Genomic DNA, 18584 nt, shown 5'->3' on the forward strand with positions numbered 1-18584 from the left:
CCCGCCGCCCGCAAGGTTCCCTCGACGCGCACGAAGCCGGGCGCCGTTGTGCTCGCGACTTGTCGTTCAACAGGAATGTGAATAGCGGTCAGCGCTGCATCAGATCAGGTCCACCAGGATAGACTGATCGTCATCGCGGCGTACGGATTGAGGCTGGATCAGAAAAGGCCGATTACCCTGCTGAAAATTCAAGAGGCACAAGAAAATCATCTTGGAAAAGAAATCTGGTGGGTGATCACGGGCTCGAACCGTGGACCCGCTGATTAAGAGTCAGCTGCTCTACCAACTGAGCTAATCACCCGTCCAGAACCGCGTTGCTGCGGTCTGATGGGGCGTATAATGGCCTTCTTGGAGCTTGTCCAGTTCCCGACGTCATTTTCTTTGGCGAATTGACAAAAAAATACAGAGCGGCGGTTAGAGCCTGTTTTTCAAAGATAAAGTTCGCCCGCGGCGATCCGGACCGCCTGCCCGCCGATCCTTGCCGCGGTAATCTCCCCACCGGCGACATCGACATGGAGATGCAGGAAGGACGGCCTGCCCATCTCGACGCCCTGCTCGACCAGCAGGGGATGGTGGCCATCGGTCAATCCATCGAAATGATGGATGGCCCCGGAAAGGGCAGCAACCGCCGCCCCCGTTGCCGGATCCTCGCCAATGCCCATGGCAGGCGCGAACATGCGGGCATGGAAACGCGCCATGTGGTTGACCCCGCCACGACAATAGAGATAGGCACTGGCCAATCGACCTTCCGCCATCGGCGCCAGCCGCTCCCATAGCGTGGCGTCGAAATCGACGGCACCCGCGGCGGCAAGGTCGTGTATCGGGATCGTCACGAAGGGCACGCCGGCGCTCCAGAAGGAGGGCACGTGGTTTTCAAAACCGATCTGCGTCGCCTTGAGGCTGAGCGCGTCGGCGATCGCCTGCCGGTCGAATTTCGCGGCGAGTTTCACCGATTTGCGTGGCAGGTCGAACTCCGCGAAGGTCGCGGCCGATGCCCTTGCTCGCACCGCGCAGCGCACCGGGCCGACATTTTCCTCCAGCACCTGGACGAGATCGTAATTCCCTTCGCCTTCGCCGCCGCGCGAAATTTCCGCCAGCGCCACGGCGGCGCCAACCGTCGGGTGTCCGGCAAAGGGCAGTTCATGGTCCGGCGTGAAGATCCGCAGGCGCGCCGCATGTGCAGGATTTTCGGGCTGCAGGATGAAGACCGTTTCCGACAGGCTGAATTCCACAGCGATCGCCTGCATCGCCGTCGTGCTCAGGCCATCGCCGTCGAACACCACCGCCAGCGGATTGCCTTCAAGCGGCCTGGCGGTGAAAACGTCATAGATTGCATAGCGTCGCGCCACGATGAACTCCCTGTCTGTTGCCTTTTCAAGACCTTGCACGACCGGCGCGGACCGGCAAGCAAAAGCATTACGGCCGATTGTTGAAAACCCAGTCGAGAATCGGCGGCATGAACGGCGGATAGGCATGCCGCTCCGGCGCGGCATCGCGGATGGCAAACGCCTCATCGATCTCCGGCTCCGGATCGCCGGCGATATGCGCGGTGATACGCCCGATCAACGTGTCGGCGGTTTCCTTGAACCGGTAGAGCCGCAGCACGGCGATCACGCCGTTTTCATGCAGCGCGTGAAAGCCTGACACCGAGACCGCCTCGGCAAGCACCAACCCGGTCTCCTCCAGCACTTCGCGCGCCATGTTGCCGTCGAGGTCGCACATCCCGTCGCGGACATCCTGCGGGTCGAGAGAGCCGGCGGCACAATAGACGCGGCCGGGATTGGCGGTATGCCCGCCCATACGGATGGCGATCACCGCGCCATCGGCGGAAAGGATCACCGGGAGGCCGAACAGATGGATCGCCGATGCCGCCGGGCGCGTCTTCCGCCAAAGAAGGAAGGTGGAGTAGGAGACGATATGCGCCTCGCCGGAAATCGCGCCGTCGCCGATATGGACAAAACGCGGCAGCAGCATGCGCCCGTCAAAGAGGGCCGGATTGGCGGCGATTTCCTCGGCCCAGTTCTGCGCGACCTGCGCCCGATTGGCCGAAAAATAAGGATGTGGCGCATCAGTCACGCGCAGATCGATGCGTGATACCGGAAAGATCACCCGCTCGCCGGGCCATTTGGATATGTTGCTGGTCGGCTGCGGCTGGGGATCGTCCATGGGCATCACAGATCGAGCGACATGACGACCGGGCAGTGGTCGGACGCCTTCGGCCGGTCCCAGCCGGTCCGCGGATAGCGCTCCACCTCCTGTCCTTGCGGAAAGATCGTCCGATAGGGCTGGCCGGCGCGAATGATCTCCGGCACGCTTGCCGGATTGCGCTTGGCAAGTGCCGGCGACAGCCAGATATAATCGAGCTGGCAGAGGTGCCGTTCTTCAGGCCCGCGGCTGTGGAACAGCGTCCAGCGGTCGAGTTCCGGTCGCCGCCGCATGGCGTTTTCGGCAAAGCCGTCGCGGCTGAAGACGTCTAGGGCGCTGACCGCCTCGCGGCGCGGCACGAAGCGGTAGCCTTGGCGCCGGTCGCCGAGCACCTCAACCCGTTCCTGATAATCGTTCATGTCGCCGCAGATGGCAAACATCTTGCCACCGGTGTTGCCGGCGCCGAAACGGGCCTCGACGATGCGCCGGACGGCGGCGGCCTCGGCCGTTCTCACCGGCATCGTCGCCATGCGCCCGTCGATCCCGTCGCGGGCCGGACCCATCGATTTGAAATGGACGACAAACAGCGTGAAGGGCCGCCCGCCGATGCGGAAATCCAGCTCCAGGCAGTCGCGCCGGAAGATGCGATCGCCGGGCACGTTGGTGTCGGCAATGGCGTTGTCGAAGAGGCCGAAATCCGCATAGGTGGCGCCGGCATGGGAGGTGACCCCGACGCATTCGATCGTCTCGCCGTCGCGGGTCTTTTCGCGCACCAGCACGGCGACGTCGATGCCGCGGCTGTCATTGCCTTCGATCAGGTATTTCTGCCGATAGCCATTGCCGACCATGCGATAAAGATAGCCATATTCGAAGGCCTGCAGCGCCGCCATATTGTCGGCCTCCTGAAGGCACAGGATATCGGCATCGCAATCGGCGATCGCCAGCGCCGACATCTGGCGCGTATCGTCCGTATGGGCGATGGTGCGGGCCGATTCCAGCCGCTCGTATTCGTCCTTGTCCTTCACGTCGAAAAGCCGCAGGACGCGATCCTGTTTGGTCTGGTTGCGAAAGCCGGAGAAATCGAACCGGCTCATCAGGTTCTCGATATTGAAGGTGGCAAGGCGAAGGGACATCAGAGGTTTCCGTATGCAATCCCCGGACTTTAGCCATTCGCCCGGAAAAGTCGAACGGCTTTCCGCAGGCCAGCGCGCCCAGACCATAATCTGTCGGCCCGAACCAAATTTGGGGTGATCGCCAAAGCACGAACAATCGATCTTGTTGTGCCGTTTCGAATGCGCAACATCGCGCCACCACCGAGCAAGGGGAATTCGATGAGCAAGACGACGACATGGGGCACACGGCTGCGCTATGAGTTCGACAAGAGCATGGCGGCCGGGCCGATCGCGCTGATCGGCTGGCTGACGGTCATCTCTCTTTTCGTCATCGTTGTCGCCGGCGCTTTCCTTGCGTTGACCAGCATTGCGCCCGAGGGCGGCGAACCCATGAGCTTCATCGAGGGCACCTGGGGCTCGCTGATGCGCACCTTCGACGCCGGAACCATGGGTGGCGATGCCGGCTGGAGTTTCCGCGGCGTCTCGCTGTTCGTCACCGTCGCCGGCATTTTTGTCTTTTCCGCCTTGATCGGCGTGCTCAGCTCCGGCCTCGAAAACAAGCTGGAGGACCTGCGCAAGGGCCGGTCGCAGGTGCTGGAAAACGACCAGACGATCATCCTCAACTGGTCACCCTCGATCTTCGACGTGATTTCCGAACTGGTCGTCGCCAATACCAGCCGCAAGAAGCCGCGCATCGTCATCATGGCCAACAAGGACAAGGTGGAGATGGAGGACGAGATCGCCACCAAGGTGGCCGATCTGAAGAATACCAGAATCATCTGCCGCAGCGGCGACCCGACCGATCTCTACGATCTGAGCATCGTCAACCCGCAGACATCGCGCTCGGTCATCGTGCTCTCGCCCGAAGGCGACGATCCGGATTCGCAGGTGATCAAGAGCGTCCTGGCCCTGGTGAACGACCCCAACCGCCGGGCAAAGCCCTATCAGATCGCCGCTGAAATCCGCGACGGCCGGAATGCCGAGGTCGCCCGCATCGTCGGTGGCGCCGAACTGCAACTGATCCTCGCCGACGACCTGATTTCGCGCATCGTCGTCCATTCCAGCCGCCAGTTGGGCCTCAGCGCCGTCTATTCCGAACTGCTCGATTTCGACGGCTGCGAAATCTATACGCTCGAACAGCCCGAACTTACCGGCAAGAGCTTTGCCGCCGCCGTCATGGCCTATGAGACCTCGACGCTGATCGGGCTCTGCGACGCGGACGGCAAGGTGCATCTCAACCCGGCGCCAGGCCGCATCTTCCAGCCCGGCGAACATGCGATCATCATCGCCGAGGACGATGCCGCGATCAGATCGGGAAACCACGAGATCCGCATCGAGAAGGATGCCATCCTGCCGGTTGCGCCGCGCGAACAGGGGCCGGAACGCACCCTGATCCTCGGCTGGAATCGCCGTGGCCCGATCATCACCTATGAATTGTCTCGCTATGTGGCGCCCGGTTCGCAACTGACCATCGCCGCCGACACGCCGGAACTCGAGGTGGAAATCGGCGCGCTGAGGGTGGCGGGCGCCAACATGGCCGTCGATTACCGCATCATCGACACGAGCAGCCGCGCCGATCTCGACGCGCTCGACGTGCCCGGCTACGATCACGTGCTGGTGCTCGGCTACAGCGATCACATGGCCGCCCAGCCGGCCGATACGCGAACGCTGGTCACGCTTTTGCAATTGCGCAAGATCGCCGAACAGGCCGGCCGCCATATCAGTGTCGTCAGCGAAATGACCGATGTGCGCAACCGCGAACTCGCCGAAGTGACGCGCGCCGACGATTTCGTGGTCAGCAACAAGCTGGTCAGCCTGATGCTGGCACAGGCTTCGGAGAACGAGCGCATGGCGGCGATCTTCGACGAACTGCTCGACGAGGACGGCTCGGAAATCTACATGCGACCGGTCAGCGATTATGTGGCGATCGGCGAGCCCGTGACCTTCTACACGCTCTGCCTTGCCGCCCTGCGTCGCGGCGAAGTGGCCATCGGCTATCGCCGCCAGCGCCACACCGACGATCCGCGCAAGCTTGGCGGCGTCATCGTCAATCCGCCGAAATCCGAAAAGCTTCTCTATGACGAGAAAGACCGGGTGATCGTGCTGGCGAGGGACTGAGCAAGCGCGCAGACGGATCAGATCGTCGTCAGCAGCAGGCTCGTTTCCGATTTCGAAACCCCGTCCAGTGCCCGCACATGGCGCAGCACGCGATCGAACTCGGCGAGATTTTCCGTCTGGATTTCGGCAACGAGGTCCCAGGCGCCATTCGTCGTGTGCAGCGCCCGGATTTCGGGAATGCCGCGCAGGGTATTGACCAGGGCGACGGTTCTTCCTCCGGTAATCTCGATCAGCATGATGGCGCGCACCTCATGCGGGTCGCTAGCGGCCGTGATCCGCGCACTGAAGCCGGCGATAACGCCTTGCGAAATCAGGCGGTCGATGCGGTTTTGAACCGTCCCACGCGATATTTTCAACATGTCGGCGAGCTTCGAGACCGAGGCGCGACCATCCGATCTCAGGATCGCCAGCAATCGCCGGTCGGTATGGTCCATGGCGCCCTGCCCTCCTCGCATTCGCCTTAAACATTCTGCCAGCAGGGCATATCATTCTGCTGGATTTATCAAGCATATTCCCAACATATTGCCATTTCGCTTCATTCTGTCGCTCGCTAGAGTTTGCCTGTCCGGACCAAACCGGCACAGCTAAAACCGTCAGGGGAATTTCATGCCAGTTGCAGACCGCCCGCCCACCCTCTCCTCCCTGTCGCGCGCCGGACAATTGTCCGTCGAAATGACACGCTGGCCAAGCGTGACGGAAACCGACGACGAGGCGGCCTTCTCCGGGCGGCTGATGGCGCTTCTGGCTGCCACGCCCTATTTCCAAAAACATCCCGGCAACCTCCTGGCGCTCGACACCCATGGCAAGCCGGCCCGCCAGAACGTGCTGGCGCTGGTGCGCGGCAAGGGGCGCCGCTGCCTGATTCTTGCCGGCCATTTCGATACGGTTTCGATCGCCAATTACACCTCGCTCACCTCGCTCGCCTGCGAACCGGAAGAGTTGACCAAAGCATTGATTGCGGAACTGCGCGAAAAAGCCCGCACGCCCGCCGAGGAAAAGGCGCTCACCGACCTTCTGAGCGGCGATTTTCTCGCCGGGCGCGGGCTACTCGACATGAAGAGCGGGCTTGCGGCCGGCATCGCCGCGCTCGAACGCTTCGCCGAACTGGACGAACCGCCGGGCAATCTCCTCTTCGTCGCCACGCCCGATGAGGAGAACCGCTCGCGGGGCATGCGGGCCCTGCGCGACGCCCTGCCCGCGATCGCCGAAAAATTCGATCTCGATATTGTCGGCGGCATCAATCTGGATGCCAGCGGCGACGATGGCGACGGAGAGGAAGGCCGCGCCGTCTATCTCGGCTCGGTGGGAAAATTCTCGCCCTTCGCCTTCGTCGCCGGCCGGCCGACCCATGCCGGCTATGCCTTCAACGGCGTCAGCGCCCATCTGATCGGCGCCGAAATCATGCGTGCCATGGAAGGCAACAGCGCGCTCTGCGACGAGGCACATGGCGAGGTCTCGCCGGCGCCGGTCTGCCTTGAAGCCAAGGATGTCCGCCACGGCTACGAGGTCACTACGCCAGCCCATGTCTGGCTGTCCTTCAACTGGCTGACCCATCGCCGCACGCCGGAAGAGATGCTGTCGCAGTTCCGCGAGATCGTCGAAACCGCGATGCAAACGGCGCTGGATGCGCAGGCGCGTAATGCCAAGGCCTTTTTCGAGCGGCAGGGCAGCGGCCACGCGGTCATTCCCGACGGGCAGGTTCTCGCCTATGCCGAATTGCGCGATCTCGCCTTTGCCCGCGGCGGACAGGCGGCGCTCGCGCGGCTTTCCGCTCTCGGCGCCGAACTGGCGGAGGATGACGATCCGCTTGCGACCACCCGCCGGATCGTCGCCGCGACGCTGGCCGAGGCGGGTCTTGAGGGACCGCTGGTCGTTATCGGATTTTCCACCCTGCATTACCCGCGGGTCCATCTCGACACGGCCGGCGCGCCGGGCCTTGCCTTCGAGAAAAAAGCCGTATCGGCCGCCCGCAAGGCAGCAAGCCGGCACGCGACCAGCATCAAGACCAAGCAGTTCTTCGCCGGCATTTCCGATATGAGCTTCTTCGGCCACCGACCGGCCGAGGGACAGACCCGGCTGCTGTCGGACAACACGCCCTGTGCAGCCTTCGTCGATGAGGAACGGGAAAGGCCACTTGCCTATCCCGTCGTCAATATCGGCCCATGGGGGCGCGACTATCACCAGAAATGGGAGCGCGTCCACATGGCTTACGCCTTCGATGCGCTCCCGGACATCATCTACGAGACGGCCTTGGCCTGCCTCGAACCGGAGGCCTAAGCGGCAGCCGATTCCCTGGCGATCAGGGCGCCGAGCCTGGAAATGCCCTCCTCGATCATCGCCTCGTTGGCGCAGGAGAAGCTGACCCGGCAGCTATTGGCGCCGGAGCCATCGGCAAAGAAGGCCTTGCCCGGCACGAAGGCGACCTTCGCGCTGACCAGCGACTTGGCAAGCAGGTCGGCGCCGTCCATGCCGGCGGGCAGCGTCAGCCAGACGAACATGCCGCCCTGCGGTTCCGTCCAGGAGACGCCCTCAGGCATGTATTTCTTAAGCGCCGCCAGCATGGCGTCGCGACGCGTTTTGTAAACAGTGCGGATCTTGTCGACCTGCGCGTCGAAACCACGCTCGGCAACCAGACAGATCGCCATCTGGTTGATGGTGGAGGAATGCAGGTCGGCCGCCTGCTTCATCAGCACCAGCTTGCGGATGACCGTATTGGAGGCGCAGACCCATCCGACGCGAAGGCCAGGCGCCAGCGTCTTGGAGAAGCTGCCGCAATAGATGGTCCGGGTATCGTTGATACCGCCCTTGCGGGCAATCTCGAGCGCCAGCATCGGCGGCACCGTCTCGCCGTCATAGCGCAGCGACTGATAGGCGGCGTCCTCGATCAGGGCAATATCCAGCTCTTCGGCAAGATCGAGCGCCTTTTCGCGCGCGGCAAGATCGAGCGTCTCGCCCGTCGGATTGGCGAATTCGGCCGACATATAGGCGAATTTGACCCGGCCACCGGCTTGCACCGCCGCGTCGCGATAGGCTTGCGGCGTCCGGTTGCCGGAAGGCGAGAGCTGGTCATAGGTTGGTTCATAGGCATTGAAAGCCTGTAGCGCGCCCAGATAGGTCGGCCAGGTGACGAGCGCCGTATCGTTGGGCGAAAGGAAGAGCTTGCCGAGATAGTCGAGCGCCTGCTGCGAACCGGAGGTGATCAGGATATTCTCGGGCTCGCAGGGGATACCGATGGCGCCCATGCGCCCGGCAAGCCATTGTCGCAGCGGCAGATAGCCTTCGCTGACGGAATATTGCAGCGCCGCGCTGACGGTCGGGCCGCCAAAGATATCGGCATAGGCCGTCTTGAAGGCCTCGTCGGGAAACAGCGCCGGGTCGGGAATGCCGCCGGCAAAGGAAATGATGTCGGGCCGGTCGAGCAGCTTCAAAAGTTCGCGAATTTCCGACGCACGCATCCGCGAAGACCGCGTCGCGAAGATATTTTCCCAGTCCAGCATGAAAATTTCCTCAGATAATGCTTCTGGCCGAGCACAGCATGCCAGCTTTATTTAGTCAACAATACTGACCTATATTTTGCCGGCGGGCTGTGTTTTCGCCTTGGTATTAAAGGCGAGGCGGCGTCGCTCGGACAAGAGCCAATAGCACCATTACCGGCGGAAAATAACATCAGGAAATAGGCCGCCAAAGGCTACGCTGCGACGCATCAAGCAGACGCCGACCGCTTGTGAAAGGTCCGTCCCTCCAAACGCCAATGCGGTCGCCCCCGCAGAACGATCCGCGCGGGCGCGCTATCTGGCATCGATCATTTCGCCCGGAAAGCGTCAGGATTGGCCGATCAAAATAATGGTGTCATACCGCAGGCAATTACGGCGCCCGGCAGGTCAGCCCGCCGAACCTCTCGCCTCACCCGGAATACAGGTCCGCACAGAGCTCCCGCAGCCTGTTCTTCTGCACTTTTCCCATGGTGTTGCGGGGAAGGTCTTCAACGAAGATCACCCGTTTGGGCTGCTTGTATCGGGCAAGGCGATCCGCCAGCCCGTCAAGAATACTCCGTTCATCCAGCGTCGAATCCGCCCGTTTGACGACCACCGCAGTTACACCTTCGCCAAAGTCCGGATGCGGGACGCCGATGACGGCGCTTTCGATGACGCCTGCCAGTTGGTCGATCTCGGCCTCGACTTCCTTTGGATAGATGTTGTAGCCGCCCGAGATCACCAGATCCTTGCCGCGCCCGACAATGTGCACATAGCCGCGATCGTCTATCTTGCCGAGATCGCCGGTAACGAAGAAGCCGTCGGCCCTGAATTCGGTCTGGGTCTTTTCCGGCATCCGCCAATAGCCCTTGAAGACGTTCGGACCCTTGACCTCGATCATTCCGGTCTCACCATCGAGGAGCGGATTTCCGGTTTCCGGATCGGCGATGCGAAGCGAGACGCCCGGCAGGGGATGACCGACCGTACCGGCAATACGTTCGCCATCATAGGGATTGGACGTGTTCATATTCGTCTCGGTCATGCCGTAGCGCTCGAGGATCGCCAGACCGGTCATTCTCTGGAAGGCCCGGTGCGTCTCGGCAAGCAACGGGGCTGAGCCGGAAACAAAGAGCCGCATATTGGCAGCCGCCTCCCGCGTCAGTGCCTCCTGCTGCGTCAGCCGGACATAGAATGTCGGAACACCCATCATCACGGTCGAGGACGGCATGAGCCGCAAAACCTCGTTTGCATCAAACTTCGGCAGGAAGAACATCGAGGCGCCGGAGAGCAGGACCACGTTGGATGCCACGAACAGGCCGTGCGTATGAAAGATAGGCAAGGCATGGATCAGCCGGTCGCTGGCGCTGAACTGCCAGTAGTCGCAGAGCGTCGATGCGTTCGAAAGCAGATTGTTGTGCGTCAGCATCGCGCCTTTCGAACGGCCCGTCGTGCCGGACGTGTAGAGGATGGCTGCGAGATCGTCCGCGCCTCGTTCCGCGTCGGGGAATTCGGGTTCCTCCTCCCGCGCCAGATCCATCAATGAACCGCCACCGCTCTCGTCAAGGGTTTCGACACGGGCGTCGTGGCGTGTGGCGACGGTGGTCACGCCTTCAAGCGTTTTCGGCTGGCAGACCACCAGCCGCGGCTCGGCATCGCCGATGAAATAATCGACTTCCGTCAGCGTATAGGCAGGGTTCAAGGGCAGGTAGACGGCACCCGCCCGAACACAGGCAAGGTAGAGCATCAGCGCCTCAGGGCTTTTCTCGACCTGCACGGCCACCCGGTCGCCGGGGCGCACGCCAAGCGCATGGAGGGCCGAGGCAATACGGCCTGACTGATCGAGCATCTCTCCATAGGTCAGGACCCGTCCTTCCGCCGTCTCGATGAAGACGGCATCCACGCGCGCGGCGCGGCGGATGGCATCGAACAGATGATTGCTCATTGACTGAACTCCTTGCTGCTTTTCTTCTCGCCATCATCGGTGGCCTTGTCTTTTGAACTGGTTGTGTCTTTTGAACCGGTTGTCCCGGCTACCGGCACGAGGCTGCGCGCGCCCTTGGCTGCCGGCACCAGCCGGCAGATCGCCTGTGCCGCCACCACCTCGCCCCGGCCGGCAAACGCCTCGTGATTGGTCTCTATGTCGTCGAGCTTGTAGAGATAATTCACCATGAGACCGAACGCCTGGCGCATCGCTCTCGAAGACCGATCGCCAAGAAAATTGATCCGCTCCAGTCGCGCGCCATTGCCAAGATGGAACCGCGCCACCGGATCGACGACCCTGCCTTGCGGGTTGCGGGCACGGATGAAATACCAGGCGGCGGCGGCCGTCATGATGGGCTGAGCGGCAGCCACCGCATCAGGCCGATCCGCCCAATCCGCCTCCTCCAGCACCGCGAGCCTGGATTTGTCCGCCTCGCTCAGAACCTCGGAGGGTTCAGATCTGCGTTCACGGGAAAGCCAGGCCGAGAAACCGGGCACCGGCGAAAGCGTGACAAAACTGTCGAGCTTCGGCAATTCGCGCCGGAGGTCCTCGACGACCTGCTTGATCAGGAAGTTGCCGAAGGAAATGCCACGCAGGCCTTCCTGGCAATTCGAGATGGAGTAGAAAACAGCGGTTGTCGCCTCGGAGGCCTTGATCTCCTTGCGGTCCTCCTCGAGAAGGTCGGCGATGTTGCCGGGAATGTCACGCGTCAACGCCACTTCGACAAAGATCAGCGGGTCATCGACGAGTTGCGGATGGAAAAATGCAAAGCAGCGACGGTCTTCCGGCGCCAGTCGCCGCCGCAGCTCGTCCCAACCTCCGATATGGTGCACCGCCTCGTAGCGAATGATCTTTTCCAGGATATCGGCAGGCGTCGACCAACTCACCGGCCGAAGGACCAGAAAACCGCGGTTGAACCAGGACGAGAACAGATGCGCAAAATCGGAATCGACCGCCTCGAGATCGGGATTGTCCACCTTCAGCCTGAGCAGCGTCTCGCGCATCCGCACCAGCGTGGCAATGCCGTTCGGCGCGAGATTGAGACGGCGGATCAATTCCTGCCGGCGGGGTTCAGCGGCCACATGCAATTCCAGCAATGCCGCCGGGCTCTGATCCGCACGATAGGCCTCTATGGCGTTTTCCAGGCGCTCCATTCCCGGCCCGAACCGCTGCAGCAGCGTTCTCATGAATTCGTGCTGCATGGCCGGGTCGAACTGCTGCCAGCGGCCGAGAATTTCCTCGGCAAGAGCCATGCCGGAGGCTTCTCCCCGGCTTGAAAGCAAGGTCTCGCACAGGCTCTCCATGTGGCGGAGCGGGTCTGTCCCTTCGTCGCGCGGACCAAGGGACAGAAAGCGGCGGCCGCGCTCCGTTATGCTCTGAAGCATGTCGCCGAAGAACGACGTCGTGTTCATTCGACCACTCCGAGCATCTGATTGGGCAGCCATGTCGCGATGTCGGGGAAGAGGCAGAGAATGAAGATGGCGAGGAACATGACGAGCACATAGGGAAGCGCGCCCCAGAGAATGTCCTTCGTCTTGATCGTCGGGGCGATGGCGTTGATGACGAAGAGATTGAGACCGATCGGCGGCGTGATCAGCCCGACCTCCATGTTGATCGTCAGCACGATTGCGAACCAGTAGGGATCGAAGCCGGCCTGGGTAACGATGGGGAAAAGCATCGGCGCCGTCATGACGATGACGGCGACCGGCGGCAGGAACATGCCGCAGACGAGAAGGAAGACATTGATGATCGCCATCAGCACCCAGCGATTGACCTCCATGTCGGCGATCACGGTCGCGACCGTCTGCGTGATGAAGAGTGAAGAAAGGGCGAACGCGAAGAGTTCGGCGGCGGCCATGATCATCATGATCATGACGCTCTCGCGCATCGCCGAACCGAAGATGTTGGCGACCGGACGGAACCGGAAGAGACGGTAGGCGATGACGACGACGAGCAGCGTCAGCAGCGCGCCGGCGCCGGCCGCTTCCGACGGAGTGGCGATGCCGCCATAGAGCACGTAGAGCGTACCGGCGATGATGACGAGGAAAGGCAGGATACGCGGAAGCCCGCTCAGCTTCTCCTTCAGGTTATAGCGGACCGAGCGAGAGGAAAACTCATAACCCTTGCGCTTGCAGTCGATGATCGCCCAGGCCATGAACATGAATGTCAGCATGATGCCGGGAATGACCCCCGCCATGAAAAGCCGGCCAATCGAGGTTTCCGTCGCGATCCCGTAGACGATGAGGGTCACCGACGGCGGTATCAATATGCCAAGCGTGCCGCCGGCCGCAATCGAGCCTGTCGCAACCGACGAGGGGTAGCCCCGCCGCAGCATTTCGGGGATGCCCATCTTCCCGATCGCAGCACAGGTGGCGGGCGACGAGCCGGTCATGCCCGAAAAGATCGCGCAGGCACCGATATTGGACAGGACGAGGCCGCCGGGCACGCGGTTGAGCCAGCGGTCAAGCGACGAATAGAGGTCCGAGCCGGCCGGCGACGAGGCGACCGCCGCCCCCATCAGGACGAACATGGGGATGGAGACATAGGCGAGATTGGCGATACCGGAAAACATCGTGTCGCCCAGTATGTAGAAGATATCGATCCCGCTTTGCAGATAGAGCGCCACGAAGGCTGCCAGGCCAAGCGCAAAGGCGATCGGCATGCCCGTTCCGAGCAGAATGAAAAGAGCTGCGATGATCAGCAGGCCGGAAACGGTCGGGCTCATAGGGTCGGTCCCTTCACTGAGGTATCGTCATTGAGAAGTCCGGTCGGCAGTTCAGAGGCCAAAGGTGAATGGTTCTCCGCCACCAGCGCTTTTCCGGATAGCAGGACAAGAATCTCCGCGACATATTGCAGGCAGAGCATCGCGAAGCCGAGCGGAAGCGCCAGCAAGGGAATCCAGAGCGGCGGCGCCCAGACGCTGGCGTGTTTCCAGTTGCCGAGCCAGGCTTCGTGGAACTGGATCCATGTCGCGATCAGCATGAGCGCGCAGAACAACAGGCCGAGAAAACTTCCGACCAGGTGGAGTCGGGCACGCGCCTTCTCCGCGAGCAGCAGTTCGATGACATCGACGCCCACATGCCCGCCCTTGAGCAAGACATAGGGCGCGCCGATGAACATGGCGGCGGTTGCGGAGAAAACGACGAAATCGGTCTGCCAGATCGTCGGCTCCCGGAACACGTAGCGCATGAGGATCATCTGGCAGACGACAAGCATTGCCGCGATGATCAGGGCCGTCGACAGGGCCGCGAGCGCGCGGGACAGATTGCCGACAACCCGGATATAGGCCTTGACCATTCGGATATCCTTATCTGCAAAGGAGAGAACGGCGCGACCAGGCGCGCCGCCGTTCGTTCGGCCTATTTTACGGCCAGGGCCTTCTCGATCAGCTTGTCGCCGTCGGGCACCTTCGCGGCGAAGTTCTTGTAGGAGGATTCCTTGGCCACTGCGAGCCAGGCATCATAATCCTCCTTCGACATCTCCACCACTTCGACACCCGCCTTCTTGTAGGCGTCGATCATCGTCTGGTCGCCCTTGCGAACCTCCTCGTTGAAAAAGGCTTCGGCTTTCTCGCCGGCGGTAAGGATCGCCTTTTGCTGCTCCGGCGTCAGCCCGTCGAAAATCTTCTTGGAGACGAGAACGGGCTCGTACATGAACCAAAGCGCATTGTCGCCGGGCGCCGTCAGGCATTTGGCATGTTCGAACAGTCGATAGGAAACGAAGCTTGCCGACGAGGTGTTGGCCGCGTCCAGAACGCCGGTCTGCATGCCGGTATAGATTTCCGAGGACGGCATCGACGAAATCGAGGCACCGGCCGCGACCAGCATCTCCTCGAAGGCGGGGCCGGCGGCGCGAATGACCTGTCCCTTGATCGTTTCGGGCGAAGTGATGCAGCTTTTCTTCGATGCAAAGGCGCCGGAAAGCCAGGCGTCCGAAATGACGATCGCCCCGGCATCCTCGATCACTTTCTTGATGTCCGTCATGAATTCGGAATCATTGAGGCGCACGGCCCGATCGAAGTTGCCGACCAGGCCGGGCATCAGCGTCGCCGAGAAGATCGGGTAGCGGCCTGAGGCATAATCAAGTGGAAACGACGTCATGTCGAGAAGCCCGCGGGTCACGGCATTCCATTGATCGTTCGGCTTGTAGAGCGAAGAACCCGGGAAAACCTGGATTTCCAGACCGACATTGGCGGCCGCCACATCGCGGGCGATCATCTGCACCATTTCGTCGCGAATATCCCCTTTTCCACCCGGAAACTGGTGCGACGCCTTCAGCACGGTCTGCCCCATCGCGGTACTGGCCAGCAAACCACCGATGGCGGCGACCATCGTCACCCTCAACATATGTGCGTAATGTTTCATTTTTTCCTCCCTGGTATTTCGGCCCTCCAGCCGAACTGGCAGAATAGTGGCGGCATATTGCGCACAAAGTCAATATTTATGTATACAAGAATACTAGTAGGTGCATACCTGCGGAATTCGGAGTTGGAATGTCTGAGAATACCCATCAGAAATTGCGGGACGAAATCGAGAACGGCATCGTCACCGGTGTGTTCGAACCCGGCGAACGGCTCGACGAGGTACAACTCGCCAAGCGCTTCGGTGTCTCGCGAACACCGATCAGGGAAGCACTCATGCAGTTGAGCGCGATCGGCCTCGTCGAAATCCGGCCGCGACGGGGTGCCGTCGTGGTCGATCCGGCACCGCAGCGCGTGTTCGAGATGTTCGAAGTGATGGCGGAAATGGAAGGCATGGCGGGAGCGCTTGCCGCCCGCCGCCATACGGAAGTCGACAGAGATGCCTTGCTTGCGGCGCATGCCAGTTGCGAGCACTCGGCCGCCAGCCAGGATGCCGACGCCTATTATTACGACAATGAAGGGTTTCATCTCGCGATTTATGCAGCGAGCCACAGTAGCTTTCTGGAGGACCAGTGCATCGCCCTTCACCGCAGGCTGCGCCCCTACCGGCGTCTTCAACTACGGGTGCGAAACCGAATGAAAGTCTCACTCGACGAACATGCGGGCATCATAGCGGCGATACTGGCAGGCGATACAGAAAACGCTCGCAAACGGCTACGCGATCATATCGTCGTCCAGGGCGACCGCTTCAGCGATCTTATGCAGATTTTGCCAAAGGCCCGATGAGGAAAGGGATTTTGCAAGCCGGAACAGGTCAGATGACGCTGTCGGCCGGCTCGACAACTGTCCATTTCGGCTTCGGCACCGCACTCAGGAGCGCCTGCGTATACGGATGGCGAGGGGAAGCGAACAAAGCTTCGGTCTCATTCTCTTCCACGACCCTTCCGTTCTGCATCACAAGCACGCGATCCGCAAACGCACGCACGATGGGCAGATCATGCGTGATGAAAAGATAGGACAAGCCCAGGCGCTGCCTCAACTCGCTCAGAAGTTCGATCACCTGCATCTGGATCGAAACGTCCAGCGCGGAAACGGCCTCGTCGCAGACGATCAGTTCCGGATCGCTGGCAAGCGCCCTTGCGATGGCGATACGCTGTCTCTGTCCTCCGGAAAACTGGTGGGGATGACGGTCTGCATGCTCTGCCTTCAAACCGACAAGCTCCAGCAATTCGACCACGCGATCGTTCCAGCGCGCACGTGGCAGGATGTCCCGATGGATCACCAGCGGTTCGGAAATGATTGCGCGCACATTCATCCGCGGATTCATGGAGCCGAACGGATCCTGGAACACCATCTGGACTCGCCTTCGGAAGCCGTTGAGTGCCTTGCCTTCCAGCTGGAAGATATTGTCCCCGGCAAACAGCGCCCTGCCCGATGTCGGATCGTTCAGTCGCAGAAGCATGCGCGCGATGCTGGATTTTCCAGACCCGGATTCGCCGACAATTCCAAGTGTTTCCCCACGACGCAGGACAAAGCTGACATCGTCAACCGCCTTGAACTCGATCTTGGGCGAAAAAAGGCCGGCATTCAGCATATAATGCTTGCTGAGGTTTTCGACCTGCAACAATGTCTCGCCCTCGACCGCCGGGCGCGGATGGCGCCTCCCCGAGCTCCCATGCGGCACCGCTGCCATCAGCCGGCGGGTATAGGCGTGGTCCGGATTGGTGAAGACCTCCTCGGCCTTGCCGCTTTCTACAACCTTGCCGCCATTCATGACGATGATACGATCCGCCATGACCGCCGCCACCTCGAGATCATGGGTAATCATGATCAGTGCCATGCCGGTTTCCCGCTGCAGGTCACCAAGCAGTTCGAGGATCTGCGCCTGGACGCTGACGTCGAGCGCGGTCGTCGGTTCGTCGGCAATCAGAATGTCCGGCTTCAGCGCGATCGCCATGGCGATCATCACGCGCTGCCGCTGGCCGCCGGAGAACTGGTGCGGGTAATAGTCGATCCGCGTTTCCGGCTCCGGAATGCCGACTCGTTGCATGAGCTGAATGACCTTGTCCCGCACTGGTCCTTCCGCGCCCGCGTCATGGCTCTCGAAGACCTCGGCAATCTGCCGGCCGACGGTGTAGACCGGATTGAGATAGGCGAGCGGATCCTGAAAGATCATGGCGATGCGCCGGCCGTTCAAGCCGCGACGGCCCTCCTCATCGAGGTTCGACAGGTCCGTTCCGTCGAATATGAGCGAGCCGGAGACGATATCGCCCGGCGGGCAGTCGATCAGGCCCATGACCGTTCCGGTGCTGACACTCTTGCCGGACCCGCTCTCGCCCAGGATGACCAGCGTCTCACCCGGGCAGACATGGAAAGAGACGCCGTCCACGGCGCGCACCGGGTCACCTTCTGACAGAAAGTCCACAGTCAGATCGTCGATCTGGAGAATGGGTGTGTTCGCTCCGGTCATCGGGGAGCCTTTCGCAGCGATTGCAGGCGCCAGCGCTGGAGCGGATCGGCAACGGTCCGGGCCCAACTGGCGAGGATGTTCAGGGAAAGGGTCGTCAGCAGGATGGCCAGTCCGGGCCAGAAGGCGATCCACCATGCGGATGCCAGATAGCCGCGACCGTTGGCCACCATCGCACCCCAGGTGAAATCCGGCGGCTGGATGCCGAGGCCGAGGAAGCTCAAGGAGGATTCGGCCAGGATCACGGTCGCGAAATCGATGGCCGCGATCGTCACCAGCGTCGGAAGAACGAGCGGCGCGATATGCCGGAACAGGATGCGGCCGGAGCTTGCGCCCATGGCCAGCGCGGCGCTGACGAACATGCGCTCGCGCAATTCAAGCACTTCCGCTCGCGCCGTCCGGATAAAGATGGGCATGCGCGTGATCGCCAGGACGATGACAAGGTTCGTCATGCTCGGTCCAAGCGTATAAAGCACGATCAGTGCAAGCAGAAGCGAGGGAAAACTCATCACGACGTCGGCCAGCCGCAGGATGACATGGCTGTACCAGCGCTCCGAATAGCCGGCGACAAGCCCGAGCATGCCGCCGACGAACATGGAGAAGAACACGGCGGCGGCGGCGATGCCGAGCGTGTTCTGCGCCCCGACGATCAGCCGCGCGAGAATTGGCCGGCCGAGCGTATCCGCCCCGAGAATGTAGATGAACCCCTGCTCCAGCGAAAAAGGCGCCAGGTTGCGCTGCCTCAGGCCAAGCTTTCCAGCCGCCTCGCCGACCAGCAGCGGACCGAACACCACGCAGACGATAAGCAGGAGAAGGAAGAACGCCGCGCAAAGGGCCAGCTTGTCACGCCTCAGATAGATCGTGAGCTGCCGCAGATTGCCGGGCGTCCTTGTGGAGGGCATTAGAATATCGACCATTGTCGCCTCCC

15 protein-coding genes and 1 tRNA gene are annotated in these 18584 nt (G+C 61.6%); 3 read left to right on the plus strand and 13 right to left on the minus strand.

Annotation, left to right across the window (positions count from 1 at the left end):
- Positions 1-225: 225 nt before the first annotated feature.
- From ASD31_RS01570 to ASD31_RS01585, 4 genes are all read right to left on the minus strand, one after another.
- A tRNA-Lys gene (locus ASD31_RS01570) sits at positions 226-301 on the minus strand.
- Positions 302-428: 127 nt separating this feature from the next.
- On the minus strand, positions 429-1349 hold the full coding sequence (locus ASD31_RS01575) for a PhzF family phenazine biosynthesis protein (protein ID WP_056328421.1): 921 nt from the start codon (positions 1347-1349) through the stop codon (positions 429-431).
- Between the two features lie 67 nt (positions 1350-1416).
- On the minus strand, positions 1417-2166 hold the full coding sequence (locus ASD31_RS01580; RefSeq protein ID WP_056329289.1) for an NUDIX hydrolase: 750 nt from the start codon (positions 2164-2166) through the stop codon (positions 1417-1419).
- A 5-nt stretch (positions 2167-2171) separates the two neighbouring features.
- Positions 2172-3278 carry an endonuclease/exonuclease/phosphatase family protein gene (locus tag ASD31_RS01585; protein WP_056328422.1) on the minus strand — a complete coding sequence of 369 codons (1107 nt, stop codon included), beginning with the start codon at positions 3276-3278 and terminating at the stop codon, positions 2172-2174.
- Positions 3279-3476: 198 nt separating this feature from the next.
- On the opposite strand from ASD31_RS01585, the gene ASD31_RS01590 reads away from it, so the two are divergent.
- Positions 3477-5375: a CASTOR/POLLUX-related putative ion channel gene (locus ASD31_RS01590; protein ID WP_056328424.1), complete on the plus strand. Its 1899-nt coding sequence runs from the start codon at positions 3477-3479 to the stop codon at positions 5373-5375.
- Between the two features lie 17 nt (positions 5376-5392).
- Here ASD31_RS01590 and ASD31_RS01595 read toward each other — a convergent pair whose 3' ends face one another.
- Entirely contained in the window at positions 5393-5809 is a 417-nt protein-coding gene (locus ASD31_RS01595) for an Lrp/AsnC family transcriptional regulator (protein WP_056328426.1), read from the minus strand.
- 172 nt (positions 5810-5981) lie between these two features.
- Between ASD31_RS01595 and ASD31_RS01600 the strand changes: the two genes are divergently transcribed.
- The gene (locus tag ASD31_RS01600) at positions 5982-7652 is read left to right on the plus strand and encodes a M20/M25/M40 family metallo-hydrolase (RefSeq protein WP_082520362.1); all 1671 of its coding nucleotides are present in this window, start codon (positions 5982-5984) and stop codon (positions 7650-7652) included.
- Here the strand turns inward: ASD31_RS01600 and ASD31_RS01605 are convergent.
- The 6 genes from ASD31_RS01605 to dctP form a co-directional block, all read right to left on the minus strand.
- Positions 7649-8872, minus strand: coding sequence for a PLP-dependent aminotransferase family protein (locus tag ASD31_RS01605; RefSeq protein ID WP_056328429.1), 1224 nt, complete (start codon positions 8870-8872; stop codon positions 7649-7651). The genes ASD31_RS01600 and ASD31_RS01605 overlap by 4 nt on opposite strands.
- A 406-nt stretch (positions 8873-9278) precedes the next feature.
- Positions 9279-10790, minus strand: a complete 1512-nt coding sequence (locus ASD31_RS01610; RefSeq protein ID WP_056328431.1) for a malonate--CoA ligase — start codon at positions 10788-10790, stop codon at positions 9279-9281.
- Positions 10787-12241, minus strand: a complete 1455-nt coding sequence (locus ASD31_RS01615; protein WP_056328432.1) for a malonyl-CoA decarboxylase — start codon at positions 12239-12241, stop codon at positions 10787-10789. Before ASD31_RS01615 ends, ASD31_RS01610 begins: the two co-directional genes overlap by 4 nt.
- Positions 12238-13554 carry a TRAP transporter large permease gene (locus tag ASD31_RS01620; RefSeq protein ID WP_056328434.1) on the minus strand — a complete coding sequence of 439 codons (1317 nt, stop codon included), beginning with the start codon at positions 13552-13554 and terminating at the stop codon, positions 12238-12240. Before ASD31_RS01620 ends, ASD31_RS01615 begins: the two co-directional genes overlap by 4 nt.
- The gene (locus tag ASD31_RS01625) at positions 13551-14126 is read right to left on the minus strand and encodes a TRAP transporter small permease subunit (protein WP_082520363.1); all 576 of its coding nucleotides are present in this window, start codon (positions 14124-14126) and stop codon (positions 13551-13553) included. The genes ASD31_RS01620 and ASD31_RS01625 overlap by 4 nt, the downstream gene beginning before the upstream one ends.
- Before the next feature lie 62 nt (positions 14127-14188).
- Positions 14189-15175 carry a TRAP transporter substrate-binding protein DctP gene (dctP, locus tag ASD31_RS01630; protein ID WP_413813785.1) on the minus strand — a complete coding sequence of 329 codons (987 nt, stop codon included), beginning with the start codon at positions 15173-15175 and terminating at the stop codon, positions 14189-14191.
- Between the two features lie 146 nt (positions 15176-15321).
- Between dctP and ASD31_RS01635 the strand changes: the two genes are divergently transcribed.
- A complete protein-coding gene (locus ASD31_RS01635) occupies positions 15322-15975 on the plus strand; it encodes a GntR family transcriptional regulator (RefSeq protein WP_056328437.1) in 654 nt (217 codons plus the stop codon).
- 28 nt (positions 15976-16003) lie between these two features.
- Here the strand turns inward: ASD31_RS01635 and ASD31_RS01640 are convergent, their stop codons facing one another.
- Positions 16004-17659: an ABC transporter ATP-binding protein gene (locus ASD31_RS01640; protein WP_056328439.1), complete on the minus strand. Its 1656-nt coding sequence runs from the start codon at positions 17657-17659 to the stop codon at positions 16004-16006.
- Positions 17656-18573 (minus strand): ABC transporter permease, encoded by a 918-nt coding sequence (locus ASD31_RS01645; protein ID WP_056328441.1) that lies wholly within the window; start codon positions 18571-18573, stop codon positions 17656-17658. Before ASD31_RS01645 ends, ASD31_RS01640 begins: the two co-directional genes overlap by 4 nt.
- Positions 18574-18584 lie beyond the last annotated feature (11 nt).

This window comes from Rhizobium sp. Root482 (assembly GCF_001426565.1).
Taxonomy (GTDB): domain Bacteria; phylum Pseudomonadota; class Alphaproteobacteria; order Rhizobiales; family Rhizobiaceae; genus Pararhizobium.